Source organism: Hoeflea sp. TYP-13 (genome assembly GCF_040932035.1).
Taxonomy (GTDB): domain Bacteria; phylum Pseudomonadota; class Alphaproteobacteria; order Rhizobiales; family Rhizobiaceae; genus Hoeflea_A.
In genome coordinates this window covers 372,806-388,332 of the sequence record NZ_JBFRBB010000002.1, presented here as the reverse complement: position 1 = coordinate 388,332, position 15,527 = coordinate 372,806, and the positions used below count along the sequence as shown (strand labels likewise).

The 15,527-nt window shown below is 57.0% G+C and carries 11 protein-coding genes; 8 read left to right on the top strand and 3 right to left on the bottom strand.

The genetic code is table 11. From position 1 onward, the window contains the following. Window positions 1–6: 6 nt before the first annotated feature. From ABVT35_RS12160 to ABVT35_RS12140, 5 genes are all read left to right on the top strand, one after another. The gene (locus tag ABVT35_RS12160) at window positions 7–1,368 is read left to right on the top strand and encodes a TolC family outer membrane protein (RefSeq protein ID WP_368466735.1); all 1,362 of its coding nucleotides are present in this window, start codon (window positions 7–9) and stop codon (window positions 1,366–1,368) included. A gap of 192 nt (window positions 1,369–1,560) precedes the next feature. Continuing rightward, on the top strand, window positions 1,561–2,421 hold the full coding sequence (locus tag ABVT35_RS12155; protein ID WP_368466733.1) for a DUF2497 domain-containing protein: 861 nt from the start codon (window positions 1,561–1,563) through the stop codon (window positions 2,419–2,421). Between the two features lie 136 nt (window positions 2,422–2,557). Beyond that, a complete protein-coding gene (locus tag ABVT35_RS12150; protein WP_368466732.1) occupies window positions 2,558–5,332 on the top strand; it encodes a valine--tRNA ligase in 2,775 nt (924 codons plus the stop codon). Between the two features lie 244 nt (window positions 5,333–5,576). Then, a complete protein-coding gene (gene ilvD, locus ABVT35_RS12145) occupies window positions 5,577–7,301 on the top strand; it encodes a dihydroxy-acid dehydratase (RefSeq protein ID WP_368466731.1) in 1,725 nt (574 codons plus the stop codon). 28 nt (window positions 7,302–7,329) lie between these two features. Further along, window positions 7,330–8,085, top strand: coding sequence for a tetratricopeptide repeat protein (locus tag ABVT35_RS12140; RefSeq protein ID WP_368466730.1), 756 nt, complete (start codon window positions 7,330–7,332; stop codon window positions 8,083–8,085). A gap of 59 nt (window positions 8,086–8,144) precedes the next feature. On the opposite strand, the gene ABVT35_RS12135 is transcribed toward ABVT35_RS12140, so the two are convergent. From ABVT35_RS12135 to erpA, 3 genes are all read right to left on the bottom strand, one after another. Continuing rightward, window positions 8,145–8,384 carry a hypothetical protein gene (locus ABVT35_RS12135; RefSeq protein ID WP_368466729.1) on the bottom strand — a complete coding sequence of 80 codons (240 nt, stop codon included), beginning with the start codon at window positions 8,382–8,384 and terminating at the stop codon, window positions 8,145–8,147. 182 nt (window positions 8,385–8,566) lie between these two features. After that, window positions 8,567–9,388 carry an exodeoxyribonuclease III gene (xth, locus tag ABVT35_RS12130; protein ID WP_368466727.1) on the bottom strand — a complete coding sequence of 274 codons (822 nt, stop codon included), beginning with the start codon at window positions 9,386–9,388 and terminating at the stop codon, window positions 8,567–8,569. Between the two features lie 10 nt (window positions 9,389–9,398). After that, complete coding sequence (gene erpA, locus ABVT35_RS12125; protein WP_368466726.1) at window positions 9,399–9,734, bottom strand: iron-sulfur cluster insertion protein ErpA; 336 nt, start codon at window positions 9,732–9,734, stop codon at window positions 9,399–9,401. 103 nt (window positions 9,735–9,837) lie between these two features. On the opposite strand from erpA, the gene ABVT35_RS12120 reads away from it, so the two are divergent. The 3 genes from ABVT35_RS12120 to ABVT35_RS12110 all read left to right on the top strand — a co-directional run bounded on the left by ABVT35_RS12120 (window position 9,838) and on the right by ABVT35_RS12110 (window position 15,498). Continuing rightward, window positions 9,838–11,052, top strand: a complete 1,215-nt coding sequence (locus ABVT35_RS12120) for a deoxyguanosinetriphosphate triphosphohydrolase (RefSeq protein WP_368466725.1) — start codon at window positions 9,838–9,840, stop codon at window positions 11,050–11,052. A gap of 69 nt (window positions 11,053–11,121) precedes the next feature. Continuing rightward, window positions 11,122–12,882 carry an arginine--tRNA ligase gene (argS, locus tag ABVT35_RS12115; protein WP_368466724.1) on the top strand — a complete coding sequence of 587 codons (1,761 nt, stop codon included), beginning with the start codon at window positions 11,122–11,124 and terminating at the stop codon, window positions 12,880–12,882. 63 nt (window positions 12,883–12,945) lie between these two features. After that, window positions 12,946–15,498, top strand: coding sequence for an SPOR domain-containing protein (locus tag ABVT35_RS12110; protein WP_368466723.1), 2,553 nt, complete (start codon window positions 12,946–12,948; stop codon window positions 15,496–15,498). Window positions 15,499–15,527: the final 29 nt, after the last annotated feature.

Here is a 15,527-nt window from a genome sequence, read left to right as displayed (position 1 = left end):
GAGGGGATGACCGAATTGTCCAGATTGCGTAGAACACTGTTGCTGACTGCGACCATGACTGTTGCAGCGATCGTACCCCTAACGGCCTCAGCCGAAACCATTCTCGGTGCCATGGCAAAGGCCTACGAAAACAACCCGGATCTCAATGCTGCCCGTGCCGGTTTGCGCGCAACGGACGAAGGTGTTGCGATTGCCAAATCCGGATACAGGCCCACAGTCTCGGCAACGGCCAGTTTGTCGGCAACATCCACCGAAATCGGAGGATTGCCGATAACGACCAACAGCCAGGACGGTTCCGTTGGCGTGTCTTTTACACAGTCGTTGTTTGACGGGTTCCAGACTCGCAATAATGTACGCGCAGCGGAAGCCAACGTTTTCGGCGGGCGACAGAACCTTCTCAACACGGAAATGACCATACTGCTTTCCGCGGCGCAGATTTACGCCAATGTCGTCCGCGATGCGCAGATCGTTCGGGTCCGCCGTCAGAACCTTGAGTTCTTGCGCGAACAGCGCAATGCCGCTCAGGCGCGGTTCGATGTCGGAGAGGGTACACGGACCGACATAGCGCTCGCGCAGGCGCAACTGGAATCAGCCCGCGCATCGCTTTTGTCCGCCCAGGCACAATACAAATCGAGTGTGGCTGTTTATGTGCAGATCATTGGCCAGGCGCCAAAAAATCTGAAAAGGCCCAGCCCGACACGCAAATCGATGCCATCATCATCTGCGCTTGCCGTCCAAATCGGCCTGCGTGAACATCCGAACATTCTGAGCTCTCAGTATACGGTTGATGCGGCCGGCTTCAATGTGAAAGCCCTGGAAGGGGCATTGCTGCCGAGTGTGTCGCTGACGGGGTCGGTTACCCACGCTGATGGCGGAACAACAGCAAGCACCGTTGCGGCAAACTTTACAGTGCCGATCTATCAGGCGGGAGCGGCTTCCGCGCGGGTCCGCCAGGCAAAGGAATCGCTCGGCCAGGCGAGAATACAGGTCGATTCGGCGCGGCGGGAAGTGGAACAGAACATCGTAACCGACTGGGCTCAACTTGAAGCCTCCAACGCTTCCATCGCAGCCAACGTTGCGCAGGTCGAAGCCGCCCAACTGGCGCTGAAAGGTGTTGTTGAAGAACGCAAGGTCGGTCAGGCAACGCAGCTTGACGTTCTGGAAACACAGTCGAATGTTCTATCCGCACAGGAAAGTCTGGCTCAGTCGCAGCGCGATGCCGTTGTCGCAAGCTACAGCCTGCTCAGCTCCATGGGTCGGCTGACGGTTCCCCGGCTTGGGCTGAGGGTTTCGCAATACCGTCCGGGACTTCACTACAAGGCCGTCAAGGACAAGTGGTTCGGGCTGAGAACAGTCGACGGCCGCTAGACAATACGCGAATTTCATACGGGCGCGGCTTCATCGATAAGCCGCGCCCGTTTTCTATTATCCTGTGAACCACAACCGGCAATTTTATGCGCGGGATTCTCATCTGCAATTCAATAGCATACACTTAACGTGTGATTCGGGTTTGACCACGGTGTGATCCGGATCCTGATGCGGCAGATTTCGAGGAACGGTATGGCACAGGCAAATGTGGCACGTGAGCCGAGTATGGAAGAGATATTGGCTTCCATTCGAAAAATCATAGAGAGCAATGACGACCCGGAAGCCGGGGACAGAGCAGATGCAATGTCAGCGGCGCAAGAAGATATCCCGGACGACGACCGGAACGAGGACGAGCCCCCGCTGACGGTCATCAAAGCAGCTAACGAGCAGGAGGCACCGGAGGCAACAGGCGCTTCGGGTGGTCTTTCCGCCTTTGCGGCCGGGGCGCCCAAAAAACCAACTCCTGAATCGTTGCAGGCAAGTCCCAGCCCGTTTGCACCGCCGTCCTATAGTGGTGAAGCGGGCACTTCCCGTCACGGCGCCGGCGCTGCAGATGCAACAGAGAAGCCGGTTTCGCTGGCCAGGTTTGCAGCTGAAGCCGAGTCGACATCAAAAGCAGCGATTGAAGAGGACGCCGAAGAGAAATCGGATGACGGTGTTATTGAAATTGCCGCTGAGGCAAAGTCCGGCAACAAGGTGAGGCCGGACCTCGTGAGCGGCAAACCGGAAGCTGATGTTCTTCATGTGCCGGGCAAACCCGGGCCGGATATCGATGCGGACAGGAGTGATGACCCGATGGCCACGCCCATGGAAAACGATCTTTCCGACGGGGAAGAGGCGCGCGCACTGATTTCCCCGGAGGCCGGCGCGAAGGTTGCAGCTTCGTTCGACAACCTCAATCATGCGTTGGTGAGCGGGCCCAACCGTTCTTTTGACGAAATCGCTGAGGACATGCTGCGCCCCATGCTGCAGCAATGGTTGGACGACAACCTGCCGACGCTCGTCGAACGTCTTGTGCGTGAGGAAATCGAGCGCGTTGCCCGTGGACGCTGACGAATAGAGCGCATCAAAACCCGTTCCCTGCATTTCAAACCCGGCCAGTAATTCAACTGGTCGGGGATTTGGCTTGAATGGCGCGGACAGTGAGGGTACACCGCACTGCGATAAACCCTTACTAGTGGCCGGATGAATGCTTGAAAAAAACTACAACGCTGCACAAAGCGAGCCGATAATTGCCAAGCGCTGGGAAGAAGCCGGCGCGTTTAAAGCCGGAGCAGGGGCAAAGGACGGCGCCGACTCATTTAGTATCGTCATCCCGCCACCCAATGTGACCGGCTCGCTGCACATGGGGCACGCGCTCAACAACACTCTGCAGGATATCCTTGTGCGCTTCGAGCGCATGCGCGGCAAGGATGTTCTGTGGCAACCCGGTATGGACCACGCGGGCATTGCCACACAGATGGTTGTGGAGCGCAAGCTCATGGAGATGCAGCAGCACCGCCGTGATATGGGGCGGGACAAATTCATCGAAAAGGTCTGGGAGTGGAAGGACGAGTCCGGCGGCGCGATCTTCAATCAGCTTCGCCGTCTTGGCGCATCCTGTGACTGGTCGCGCGAGCGCTTCACCATGGACGATGGCTTGTCCAAGGCGGTGCTTGAGGTCTTTGTCACCCTCTACAAGGAAGGGCTGATCTACAAAGACAAAAGGCTGGTGAACTGGGACCCGAAACTGCTCACCGCGATTTCCGACCTTGAAGTCGAGCAGGTCGATACAAAAGGCAATCTTTGGCATTTCCGCTATCCGTTGGAGGAAGGCGTCAGCTACGAACACCCCGTTGCCTTTGACGAGGATGGCAAACCCACCGAGTGGGAAACACGAAACTATCTGATTGTCGCGACGACGCGGCCCGAAACCATGCTTGGCGATACGGGCGTTGCGGTTCACCCGGACGACGCACGCTACGCTGCGATCGTCGGCAAGCATGTGATTTTGCCGTTGGTCGGGCGCCGTATTCCGATTGTCGCCGACGAGTATCCGGATCCAGAGGCAGGAACCGGGGCCGTCAAGATGACGCCCGCCCATGACTTCAACGATTTCGAAGTCGGCAAACGTGCGGGATTGCGTGCCGTCAACATCATGACCCGCGACGGTCATATTACGCTGAAAGGCAACGAGGATTTCCTCGAAGGTCTGCCGCAGAGCGACGCGCTTGCCACGACATTGGAAGATTATGATGGCGGCGAGCGGTTTGCCGTCCGCAAGAAGATCGTTGCGCGCATGGAGGAACTGGGCCTTCTGGACAAGGTCGAGGAGCATCGACACATGGTGCCCCATGGCGATCGTGGCGGCGTTCCGATCGAACCGTTCCTGACGGATCAGTGGTACGTCAATGCGGAAGTGCTGGCGCAGCCGGCGATCGCTTCTGTACGCGAAGGCCGCACGAACTTTGTGCCGAAGAACTGGGAAAAGACCTATTTCGAGTGGATGGAGAACATCCAGCCCTGGTGCATTTCCAGGCAGCTTTGGTGGGGACATCAGATTCCGGCATGGTATGGCCCCGACGGAACGGTGTTTGTCGAGCGTACGGAAGATGAAGCAAAAGCTGCTGCCGAATCACATTACGGCGAGCCGGCGGAACTGGTGCGCGACGAGGACGTTCTCGACACCTGGTTCTCTTCGGCGCTCTGGCCGTTTTCAACGCTTGGCTGGCCGGAAAAGACGCCGGAACTTGAACATTATTATCAGACCGACGTTCTGGTCACCGGCTTCGATATCATCTTCTTCTGGGTCGCGCGGATGATGATGATGGGCTTGCATTTCATGAAGGACGACAATGGAACGCCCATCGAACCGTTCCACACGGTCTATGTCCACGCGCTTGTCCGCGACAAGCACGGTGCGAAAATGTCCAAGTCGAAGGGCAATGTGATCGATCCGCTGGAACTGATCGACGAATATGGTGCTGACGCACTGCGCTTTACGCTTGCCATCATGGCAGCGCAGGGCCGCGACGTTAAGCTGGACCCACAGCGCGTTGCCGGCTACCGGAATTTTGGAACCAAGCTCTGGAACGCCGCGCGCTTTGCCGAAATGAACGGAGTTGCCCATCAGGATGATTTCGATCCTCTGGGTGTGGATCTGACGATCAACCGGTGGATTTTGACCGAGCTTGCCCGGACTATTCACGAGGTTACGGCGGGCATTGAAAGCTACCGGTTCAACGAGGCGTCGGCTGCAGCGTACCGTTTCGTCTGGAACCAGTTCTGCGACTGGTATCTGGAATTGCTTAAGCCGGTCTTCAACGGCGAGGATGACGCTGCCAAAAAGGAAGCTCAGGGCTGTGCGGCCTATGTGCTCGATGAAATCTACAAACTCCTGCATCCGTTCATGCCGTTCATGACCGAGGAGCTTTGGGATCAGACGCCCGGCCGCAAGGGGCTGCTGTGTCATGCCGCCTGGCCGACACCGGGTTACCTGGATGAAGAAGCAGCTGACGAGATCAACTGGCTTGTTGAGCTCGTGTCCGGACTTCGGTCCGTACGTGCGGAAATGAACGTGCCGCCGTCCGCTGTGGCGCCGCTGGTCGTTGTCGGGGCGGGGGATGAAACCTGCGTTCGTCTGCTGCGTCATGATCCGGCTATCAAGCGGTTGGCACGGGTTGAGGATATCGTTCTGGAACAGGACGCACCCAAGGGCTGCGCACAGATCGTTGTCCGCGAAGCAACTTATTGTTTGCCGCTGGGTGCGCTGATCGATCTTGTTGCCGAAAAAGCCAGGCTCGAAAAGGCACTTGGCAAGATTACGGCGGACTATGAAAAGATCGGCAAAAAGCTGCAGAATGAGAAGTTCGTTGCCAATGCCCGTCCGGATGTGGTTCAGGCGGAGCGGGAAAAATTGGGTGATCTTAAAAGCCAAATGGAAAAGCTCACCGCTGCAATCGAACGCGTTGAGGAAGCCGGTTAGATTTCAACCATTTGGCGAAACACGAAATGTTGAGAGGTCAGGCCCCGTTCTGACCTCTTTTTTTTGTCATAATTGGCCTAGGTGAATGCAAGTTGTGACGAATTGGCAACACTTTTTTTGCAAAGGTTTGCTATGACCGCAGTAGATGCTCGTTGCCAATTTCCCGCCACAAACCGGGAGCATCCGTGAACGCCGCGGGTGTGAACGGGCTGGTAGGTTCACGCAACGCTTTTTGAGGACCCTGATGGACGCCAAGACAATCGATAAATCCAGACTTCCGAGCCGTTATACAACGGTTGGTCCGGCACGCGCGCCGCACCGTTCGTATCTATATGCGATGGGATTGTCGTCTAAGGAAATTGCCCAGCCGCTGGTCGGCGTGGCAAGCTGCTGGAATGAAGCAGCGCCCTGCAACATCTCGCTGATGCGGCAGGCCCAGGTTGTCAAAAAAGGCGTTGCCGCCGCCAATGGCACGCCACGCGAATTTTGCACGATTACGGTTACCGATGGCATTGCCATGGGTCACCAGGGCATGAAGTCCTCGCTAGTTTCACGCGATGTGATTGCAGATTCCGTCGAGTTGACCATGCGCGGCCATTGCTACGACGCTTTGATCGGACTGGCGGGTTGCGACAAATCGCTGCCTGGAATGATGATGTCCATGGTGCGTCTCAACGTGCCCTCCATATTCATTTATGGCGGCTCCATTTTGCCGGGTACCTTCAAGGGGCGGCAAATCACGGTTCAGGACGTGTTCGAAGCTGTTGGCCAGCACTCGGTAGGCAATATGTCGGACGATGATCTTGCCGAAATCGAACAGGTGGCCTGTCCCTCGGCCGGTTCTTGCGGTGCACAGTTTACGGCCAACACAATGGCCACGGTCGCAGAGGCGATTGGCCTCGCGCTGCCCTATTCCTGCGGCGCGCCTGCGCCCTACGAAATTCGCGACCGTTTCTGTTACGCGTCAGGCGAAAAGATCATGGAATTGATCGCCCGTAATGTAAGGCCTCGCGATATCGTGACGCGTAAAGCCCTGGAAAATGCCGCCACAGTGGTTTCCGCCACCGGCGGGTCGACCAATGCGGCGCTTCATCTTCCGGCAATTGCGCATGAGTGCGGGATCGAATTCGATCTGTTTGATGTCGCTGAAATATTTGAGAAGACGCCCTATATCGCGGATCTCAAGCCGGGCGGCAAATATGTCGCCAAGGATATGTTCGAAGCCGGCGGCATCCCGCTGCTGATGAAGACGCTGCTTGAGCACGGATATCTGCACGGCGATTGCATGACTGTTACTGGCCGCACAATTGCCGAAAACATGGAATATGTCGAATGGAACGACCAGCAGGATGTGGTGAGGCCCGCGAGTGATCCGATCACGAAGACTGGTGGTGTTGTTGGGTTGAAAGGCAATCTTGCCCCAGAAGGTGCGATCGTAAAGGTCGCGGGCATGGCCAATCAGACCTTTTCCGGACCGGCACGTTGTTTCGATTCGGAAGAAGAATGTTTCGAGGCGGTGACGAACCGCGATTACAAGGAAGGCGAAGTCCTCGTCATTCGCTATGAAGGTCCGAAGGGTGGCCCCGGCATGCGCGAAATGCTTGCCACGACGGCTGCTCTATACGGTCAGGGAGTTGGCGACAAAGTCGCGCTGATCACAGATGGACGCTTCTCAGGCGCGACACGAGGATTTTGCATCGGGCATGTTGGACCGGAAGCTGCCGTTGGCGGTCCGATCGGTTTGCTGAAAAACGGTGACATCATCGAGATCGATGCCGTTGAAGGAACCATAAATGTCCGCTTGAGCGACGCAGAGCTGGCCGAACGGCGTGAAGCCTGGCAGCCGCGCGAAACGGACTACACATCAGGTGTTTTGTGGAAATACGCCCAGACAGTGGGAACCGCACAAAAAGGGGCGGTAACCCATCCGGGCGGAGCAGAAGAAAAACAGTGTTATGCAGATATCTAGTTTGATGGTAGGGCGCGTATTAGCCTGCATGCTGGCCATGACGATCGGTTCGGCGGGATCCGCATTTGCGTTTGATCCTGACGCTGGCGTTAACGAGAAATCGGGTCCGCTTGTCTTGTTCAAATTCGGCTTCTCGGCCTATAAGAACGGCCACAAGGATGACGCTGTCGAGGCCTACCGCCATGCCGCCGAGCAGGGACACCCCGGTGCCCGCTGGGCACTTGCGAACATGTATGCAGCCGGGGACGGTGTGGTTGAAGACGACTACGCCGCCTTCAAGATCTACGACCGTATCGCCCGTGAGGGTGTGGAGCCCGGTTCGAGCGAAACCGGTTACTTCGTCAATGCGCTGGTGTCGCTCGCAAGTTACTATCAGCGTGGCATTCCCGACAGCCCGGTCAAGGCAGACCCGGTCCAGGCAAGGCAGCTTTATTTCCAGGCCGCTTCCGCATTCGGAATTCCGGAAGCACAGTTTCAGCTCGGCCGCATGATGCTGGTGGGCGAGGGCGGCAGCAGCGACCTTCGCCAGGCCAAGAAATGGCTGAACCGGGCACGTAAATCCGGTCATCCCGGCGCTGCAGCGTTGTTTGGTGACACGATCTTCCAGGAAGGCCATACCGTTCGCGGGCTTGCCTATCTGACGGTCGCACTTGAACGCGCAAGCATCAATGACCGCGTGTGGATCAGGTCGATCCAGGAACAGGCATTTTCCGTTGCCGAAGAGGCTGACCGGCGCACGGCAATCGCTTTGGCGCAGGATATGCTGTCCAAGGGCAAGAACTGATCCAGGCAGTCGCTGCCTGGGCAGTGATCGATATCCAAAATTTGATGAATTTCAAAGGCCTAGAGCAGCGGGTTTTGCTGTTCTTCTGACCAGTTGCCTGCAGACGGACAGCCGTCCTGCAGGCGCTTCCACGATGTATTGTTCAAAACCCGTTCGCAGCGCGCCAGAAACTGTTTTCCCGATGCCGTCTTGATACAAAAGAGCTTGCCGAGAGCAACACGCTGGCCGTTGGCGACGCAATTGCAGTTCTCGGTCTCTCCGGCAATCGCGGGTGTGGCCGACATAATGGTTGCGAGCAATATCGCGCATCCGGCAATTGGTGCGAGGCGCTGGCGAAAAGTCCCAACGGTGCCAGCCGGACGATTCGAGCTGCAGTGTTCAGACATATGATCATGATGCACGCGTTCGCCGGCAACCGCAAGCGACCGCCGTTTTTTCTGGTTTCAATTGTTTTTGATGCAGCTAAGGACGTATTTCGGTGTCAGGCGGCTTGCGACCCTGCTACGGCTTCAAAGTCCAGTTCGACAATCGCCGGCACGTGATCGGACGGTTTTTCCCAACCGCGCACGTATTTTTCGATATCGGCGGATATCAACCTGTCGGCTGCTTCCGGCGACAGAAGCAGGTGATCGATGCGAATGCCGTTGTTTTTCGGCCAGGCGCCTGCCTGATAATCCCAGAAAGAGTAGACTTTATCGGCGTCGGTGGTGTTGCGGACGGCTTCCGTAAAGCCGAGATTTTCAAGGCGGCGGAATGCCGACCGCGTCTCCTCACGAAACAGCGCATCACCCTCCCAGACCGCCGGATCGTGACAGTCGAAGGGTTCTGGAATGACATTGTAGTCTCCGGCAAGAATCAGTGGTTCTTCCAGTGAAAGCCGATCGGATGCCCATCTCTCGAGGCGTTCCATCCATTTTATTTTGTACGGGAACTTCTCAGTATCTACCGGATTTCCGTTAGGCAGATAGAGCGAAACGACACGCAATACGCCACCATTGACGGAATAAACGCCCTCAATGAACCGCGCCTGCTCGTCCGGTTCGTCCGATGGCGCCAATAAAGGTAGGCCGCGATTGACCTCATCGGGCGCCATTTTTGAAACCAGCGCGACGCCGTTAAAGCCCTTCTGTCCGTGTGTTTCCACATGGTAGCCTGCTGCTTCGATCGCCTCGCGCGGGAAATTCTCGTCGACCGACTTTATTTCCTGCAGGCAGGCAATATCGGGCTGACTTTCCGACAGCCAGCTGACGAGGTTATCAAGGCGTGCCTTGATACCGTTGATGTTCCAGCTGGCTATTTTCATGAAAAATCCGTCAGATGGTGAAACTGGTGCCGCAACCGCATGATGCGATGGCATTGGGATTATTGATCTGAAAGGACTGTCCCATCAGATTATCGACGAAATCAATCTCCGATCCACCCATATAAACGAGCGAAAGCGAATCGATCAGCACACGCGCATCGCCCTTTTCGAGCACGAAATCGTCGTCTTCGGCCGCGTCCGCCAGGTCAAATTTGTAGGAGAAACCCGAACATCCACCACCTTCGACAGAGACACGCAGGGCGGATTTCCCCTTTTCCGCAGCCAATATGTCCGCAATACGGCTGGCTGCGGCGTCGGAAAGCGTCACTTCATTTACTTGCGTCATAGAACCTCCTAGCCGGGTGCAAGGTCCGGAGAGATTTTGATTGAACATAGTTGTCCTATAGGTATGAACAACAGCAAGCCGCGTCAACGGGGAAGGCGGAACAATGACTGTCGATGAAAGCGCGCTCGGTTTCGGCACCGGGGAGCGCGCGGTCTGGGCAAGCGATCCGAAATGCAGCAGAGGGCGGCTCCATCCAGAGCGGCCCAGCCGAACCCGTTCGGAGTTTCAACGCGACCGGGATCGCATAATCCATACGACGGCCTTTCGCAGGCTCAAGCACAAGACACAGGTTTTTGTAGCCCATGAAGGCGATCATTTCAGAACCCGGCTGACCCATACAATCGAGGTGGCGCAGATCGCCCGGGCACTGGCGCGGGCGCTCAGGCTTGATGAGGACCTGGCAGAAGGCGTGGCTCTCGTTCATGATTTCGGCCATACGCCGTTTGGCCACACCGGAGAAGACGCGCTGGACGAATTGCTGAAGGAGTTCGGCGGCTTCGACCACAACGCGCAATCCTTGCGGATCGTCACACAGCTGGAGCGCCGGTATGCAACATTTGACGGGCTCAATCTGACCTGGGAAAGCCTTGAAGGGCTGGTCAAACACAACGGTCCTTTGACCGACAGTGCCGGTGAGGGCCTGCACGGACCGGTTCCACGGCCCATCGTCGATTATTGCGCACTCCAGGACCTGCAGCTTGCGACCTACGCAAGCCTGGAGGCACAGGTCGCAGCCATTGCGGACGATATTGCCTACAACACACATGACATTGACGATGGTTTGCGCGGCGGGTTGCTGAGTCTGGAAATGCTGGAGGATGTTCCATTCCTGCGCGATCTGTTGAGCGATGTGCGCAAACGCTATCCGGATCTTGAGGAAAGCCGCATGATCCATGAGATCATGCGCCGGCAGATAACGCTCATGGTGGAGGATGTCATATCAGTCGCGCAAGAGAATCTCGCCCGGGTGCGGCCACAAAGCGCGGATGAGGTGAGGGCGGCTGACGCCGCATTTGCGCAGTTTTCACCGTCTCTGAAGGAGGCGGACAAGAGCATCAAGGCTTTTCTCTACGCGAATATGTACAGACATTCCGAGGTCATGCTGGTCCGCGAACAGGCTGCCAATATCGTGCGCGATCTCTTCAACGCCTACATGGACAAGCCGGCGCTGATGGGCGGTCACTGGACGGAGGGTGTCGAAAGCCTGGACCGCAGCGGAACTGCGCGCCGTGTTGCCGACTATCTGGCCGGCATGACGGACACTTTTGCCATAAAACAGCACCGCGCATTGTTTGACCGCACACCCGAATTGCGATAGTCAGCGGCCAACTCTTGCCGGTTGATTACGGTGTTATTTCCGCATATCGGCGCTTCCCGGATGGAATAAATGAATCTTTTCAAAGACTTTGAAGGGCGCGTTCTGAACGCACTTGAGGCCCTGGATAGAATCCAGGAAAAAAGGGACACAATCAGCCTGACACGCGTTGCGGTGGAGCCGCCGCGCGACCCCAGCCACGGGGATGTTGCAACCAATGCCGCAATGGTGCTTGCCAAGTCTCTGGGCACGAACCCGCGTGCGCTGGCCGATGAAATTTCCGTCGTTCTGGAGAAAGACGCAGACATAGACAGCGTCTCGGTGGCCGGTCCCGGTTTCATCAACATGAAGCTGTCCGCGGCCTATTGGCAACGCACGCTCGCGGAGATGATCGCAGCAGGCGAAACCTATGGACGCAGTGATCTCGGCGGCAACCGCAAGGTCAATGTCGAATATGTATCGGCCAATCCCACAGGGCCAATGCATGTCGGACACTGCCGCGGCGCCGTCGTTGGCGATTCACTTGCCAACCTGCTTTCGTTCGTTGGTTACGATGTGACAAAGGAATATTACATCAACGATGCCGGCGCGCAGATCGACATTCTGGCCCGGTCCGTGTTTTTGCGTTATCGCGAGGCCCTTGGCGAGGAAATCTCCGAAATTCCGGCCGGTCTTTACCCGGGCGACTACCTTGTTCCGGTCGGCAAGGCACTGGTTGACGAGTTCGGGTCCAAGCTGCGCGGCATGACGGAAGCCGCGTGGCTGCCGATCGTCAAGGAGCGTGCCATCGATGCCATGATGGAGGTGATCCGTGGCGATCTGGCCGCGCTCAATGTCGAGCATGAGATATTCTTTTCCGAACGCGAATTGCACGACAACGGCGCCAAGGCAATTCGAGAGGCGATCAACGACCTTACCTTCAAGGGTTATGTCTACAAGGGAAAACTGCCGCCGCCAAAGGGGCAGAAACCGGAAGAATGGGAAGACCGCGAGCAGACGCTGTTCAAGTCTACCGATGTGGGCGATGACATCGACAGGCCGCTGATCAAGTCCGACGGTTCATACACCTATTTCGCGGCAGATGTTGCTTATTTCCACGATAAGTTCGAGCGCGGATTTGAAGAGATGATCTATGTGCTTGGGGCCGATCATGGCGGTTACGTAAAGCGCATGGAGGCCGTTGCCAAAGCCGTATCGGAAGACAAATCGAAACTTACCGTGCTTTTGTGCCAGTTGGTGAAGCTTTACCGGGACGGCGAGCCGGTGCGTATGTCGAAGCGTTCGGGTGACTTCGTCACGTTGCGCGACGTGGTCGAGGAAGTGGGTCGTGATTCGGTCAGATTCATGATGCTTTACCGCAAAAGCTCTGAACCGCTGGACTTTGATTTTGCAAAAGTGACCGAGCAGTCAAAGGACAATCCGGTGTTCTATGTGCAGTATGCACACGCCCGCTGCCATTCGGTTTTCCGCCAGGCTGCCGAGGCTTTCGCGGATGTTGACCTCGAAAATATCGACTATTCGCAAGCCATCGGCGATCTTATTTGTGATGAAAGTGAAATTCAGCTGGTCGCAAAACTTGCGGAATTCCCCCGGATCGTGGAAAGTGCTGCTGTGGCTCATGAGCCGCACAAAATTGCGTTTTATCTATACGATGTTGCGAGCGCGTTTCACGCTCATTGGAATAGGGGTAAGGAAGCGGCAGAATTACGGTTTATTAACGATACGAAACCAAAATTGAGCATGGCCAGATTGGGGCTAGTGAAAGCTGTTGCTGCGGTGTTAAAGTCTGGGCTGTTAATCACCGGGACCAACGCCCCGGTAGAGATGCGTTGAGCGTCACCTTTTGCCCACAATGTACTGGCATGAGAGTATGCTCAATGCACGCGAGTGGACAGTATGGCCGACAACCGAATTTCTGAAGCACGCCAGCCGGCGGACACGGATCAAAAACACGATGATCCGCTGGCCGAACTGGCGCGTATCGTGGGATTTGAAGAAGAAGGAAACAACACGGCAGATAACGATGCGGAATCCGTTCAGGCGGAGACCGGATTCGATCTTGAAGCCGAGTTGATGCGCGAACTGCAAATCGACGTAAGCGATGACGGCGATCAAGCCGATTCAAATGCCGTGTTTGCAGCAACCGAGCCGGTTGATGAGCAGATCCAGCAAGAGGCTCAGGAGACGGCTTCAAAAATCGCCAATGAGCAGATTATACCGATTCATTCTGATGAGCGCGAAACACCGGCGGCAACCGCAAGTGGCCGTAAATCGGGCGACGCTTGGCCCCATGCGATGCCGGATGCCGCAGCTCAACTGACCAGTCTCGAAGCCGAACTGCAGGCAGCATTTTCAGCCCTTGAGGGCAAGAGCGCCAAGCCGGAACCGGTTGTAGAGCCGGAACTGGTACATGAGCCGAAGCCAGCACTTGAGCCGGAGCCGGCACCTGAGCCAGAGCCCGTTCAGGTTGAGGAAGTGGTGCAGGCTGATGAACCAGTCCAGGTTGAGGAACCAGTCCAGGTCGAAGAACCGGTTCAGGTTGAAGAACCCGTCAGAATGCCGGCGGCATCTGCCGGGCCGATTGATGCCATTGCGGAGAGCGATGAGCTGAAGGAAGCCTACGATAAGCTTCAAAAGGACATTGAGGCGGCAAAACCACAGGATGACGATCTGGGTGATGGAGGCAGCGACCTGACGGACATGCTGCTTGCAGAGATGGCCGAGGTCGAGGCGGAAGCGGCGGAGAATATTCCGGCGGCATCGGAAATTCCATTCGACCCCTCCGGCATTGCCGAGTCGGAAACAGCTCCGGAGACCATGGCTGCACTTGAAGTGCCGGATTACGAACCGGAAGTCGAGGCTGCTCCGCAGCCGCAGGATAACGATTTCGGTCTGCCTCTCGAGGACGAACTTGATGCGCTGAGTTCACCTGAGCCCGTGGCAGAGCCTGTTGAGAATCCGGTTCAGGCCGAGAACTATTCTGCTGCCAGTGTCGGTGCTTCTGACCCAAGTCTTGAGCCGACAGCACTAGACGCGGCCAATGCCGCCTATGCCGGTTCCGTTTCACAGCGGCCTCAGGCGCAGTATGATGACGAACCTGGTTCAGAGGGCTATCACGACGACTACGGGGATGACGATTTTCCCGGCGTAGATGATTTTACGCACGAGGACCTTGCTCCGCCGACGTTCGACGAATTCGAAGATGGCGACAACGAGCGGTCCGGACGCAGAGGTTTGGTTGCCGCGGCGGTCGTGCTGGGCATAGCCGTTGTCGGTGGCGGCGGTTTTTACTGGTGGAACAGCAGTCTTGGAGGCGGCGCTTCCGACGGACCGCTTATCATCGCTGCAAACAACGATCCGGTGAAGATCAAGCCCGAAAACCCGGGCGGAAAAACCGTTCCAAATCAGGATCTTGCCGTTTATGACAAGGTGGCCGGAACTGAGGCTCAGCAGGGGCAGGATCAGAACCTCGTAACAACGACCGAGGAACCGATTGACGTTGTTCAGCGGACACTTGATCCCGACACTCTGCCGCTGGAAGGGCGTGCCAATGCGACCAACGCGGCCGTAAAATCCGAAGAAAGGCTTGCCGCAACAAACACGTTGGATCCGGATCCGTCTGCCGATTCCGGCGCGAGCGGAATCGCTCCGCGCAAAGTGCGAACCCTGGTTGTTAAGCCCGACGGCACGATCGTCGCCCGCGAGGAGCCGGCAACAACTGCTTTGGCTTCCGGAACGTCGACCCTGAAGCCAACCGGTTCAGCCGCAAATTCCGCCACCGGCGCTACAGCCAGCACCGTTGGAACGGCGACATCAACCAACGCTGCTCCCGCTGCAACGACGACTCAGGTGGAAGTGGCTACGGCTTCAAAGACTATTCCCGTCGCTGAGGTTATGCCCAAGGCGGTTGTGCAGACTACCGGCACTGGCAGTGATGCCGGGGCTAGCACGGCGGCACTGCCGCCCATTGACGAAAACCTTCGCAATTCCGGCGCCCTGCCGTTGCCGGAGGCGAAACCTTCAGCTGTTGCGGCCTCGGAGGGCACGACAGTCGTGGCTTCAGCCGATACAAATACGGGCGGCTCGAGCAATGCGGTCGCAGCTCCCGTGCCGTCAACGCGGCCAGCTGAGCAACCTGTCAATATTGTAGAGGCGGTGACCGAGCGCGGGAATCTGGCGGGCGGCACAGCTGCAGCCAACCCGGGCGGTTACATGATGCAGATTTCATCGCAGCCCTCCGAAGAGGCGGCTCGCGCTTCATACCAGAATCTGTCTCAGCGATACGCATCGATCATCGGCGACAAGAACGTCGTTTACGAGCGCGCCGACATCGAAAACCGGGGCGTGTTTTACCGGGTACGGATTCCGGCTGGATCGAAAGATGACGCCAACAGCCTTTGCGCCCGATACAAGGCCGCCGGCGGCAGCTGTTTTGTGGCGCGCCGTTAATCATCAGGCCGCGCAAGAAGAGGACCGTG

Excerpts from the sequence above, each read along its gene's own strand:
- ABVT35_RS12160 (WP_368466735.1), top strand. The coding sequence starts at position 7 with ATGACCGAATTGTCCAGATTGCGTAGAACACTGTTGCTGACTGCGACC.
- ABVT35_RS12155 (WP_368466733.1), top strand. The coding sequence starts at position 1,561 with ATGGCACAGGCAAATGTGGCACGTGAGCCGAGTATGGAAGAGATATTG.
- ABVT35_RS12150 (WP_368466732.1), top strand. The coding sequence starts at position 2,558 with ATGCTTGAAAAAAACTACAACGCTGCACAAAGCGAGCCGATAATTGCC.
- ilvD (WP_368466731.1), top strand. The coding sequence starts at position 5,577 with ATGGACGCCAAGACAATCGATAAATCCAGACTTCCGAGCCGTTATACA.
- ABVT35_RS12140 (WP_368466730.1), top strand. The coding sequence starts at position 7,330 with ATGCTGGCCATGACGATCGGTTCGGCGGGATCCGCATTTGCGTTTGAT.
- xth (WP_368466727.1), bottom strand. The coding sequence starts at position 9,388 with ATGAAAATAGCCAGCTGGAACATCAACGGTATCAAGGCACGCCTTGAT.
- erpA (WP_368466726.1), bottom strand. The coding sequence starts at position 9,734 with ATGACGCAAGTAAATGAAGTGACGCTTTCCGACGCCGCAGCCAGCCGT.
- ABVT35_RS12120 (WP_368466725.1), top strand. The coding sequence starts at position 9,838 with ATGACTGTCGATGAAAGCGCGCTCGGTTTCGGCACCGGGGAGCGCGCG.
- argS (WP_368466724.1), top strand. The coding sequence starts at position 11,122 with ATGAATCTTTTCAAAGACTTTGAAGGGCGCGTTCTGAACGCACTTGAG.
- ABVT35_RS12110 (WP_368466723.1), top strand. The coding sequence starts at position 12,946 with ATGGCCGACAACCGAATTTCTGAAGCACGCCAGCCGGCGGACACGGAT.